The organism is Limnohabitans sp. (assembly GCF_040400975.1).
Taxonomy (GTDB): domain Bacteria; phylum Pseudomonadota; class Gammaproteobacteria; order Burkholderiales; family Burkholderiaceae_C; genus Limnohabitans_A.
In genome coordinates, this window is record NZ_JBBAPF010000127.1 from 536 (window position 1) to 1,243 (window position 708).

Annotated in this window: 1 protein-coding gene; it reads left to right on the top strand. The window is 68.1% G+C overall.

The features are described 5' to 3' along the window. Positions 1–487 precede the first annotated feature (487 nt). On the top strand, positions 488–708 hold a 221-nt coding region (locus ABWQ00_RS16145), incomplete at its 3' end, for a hypothetical protein (RefSeq protein ID WP_353239679.1).

Below are 708 nucleotides of genomic sequence, written 5' to 3' on the forward strand. Positions count from 1 at the left end.
TCAAGGGGATGCATTAGGACGTCGTCCGATGTGCTGCCTTCGGTACTGTAGACATGCCACGTGCTATCACTTGCCGCAGGGCTAAGTATGTCGAAAGGTAGCTTGAGACGTGGAGTAGAGGGGTTGCTGGATTCAGAGCCACTGTGCGCAGGGTGGTCCTGTATAGGTAGGCCGTGCTTCCCAGCCGTGACCACTTGTACCAAGATGCAGAGTGTAAGCCACCATAGCCAATGGTGCCTGTTGCTGCGCCCTGGCCGCATACGGGGCCCGCCACCATTTGATGGTCCGTCAGGCTCAGCGGCGTGCCGCCGGCCAGCCTCCCGTCCAGATGTGGGGCCGCTGGGGCCACCCGTCACGCCCGGAGCGTCGCCGGGCGTCCCCGCTCCAGAGAGGTTCGGCGGGGGCATGCGGGCAGTGCCGCCGAGCCCACGGCTGCCCGTGGTGCTGTGGGGCGCGCGCCTGAGGTAATGGCAATTGGCCGCCCGACGTGCAAGGCTGCACGCCTCGCTGGCCACGCCGCGGGTGCACGAGCACCCGTGCTGCCGCCGCAGCAGCTGCTGCTGCCGCTGCCGATCGGCCCGCTGAAGGTGCCGCCATCGCTGTGCTGGGGCTGCCGCCACGGGGTGCCGCTGCCGCTTCCGCCTGTGTCCTGCCCGCAGGCCTTGCGCTGCCTCGCTTGCGCTTGCAGCGCGTTCCGCCTTGGCAGTC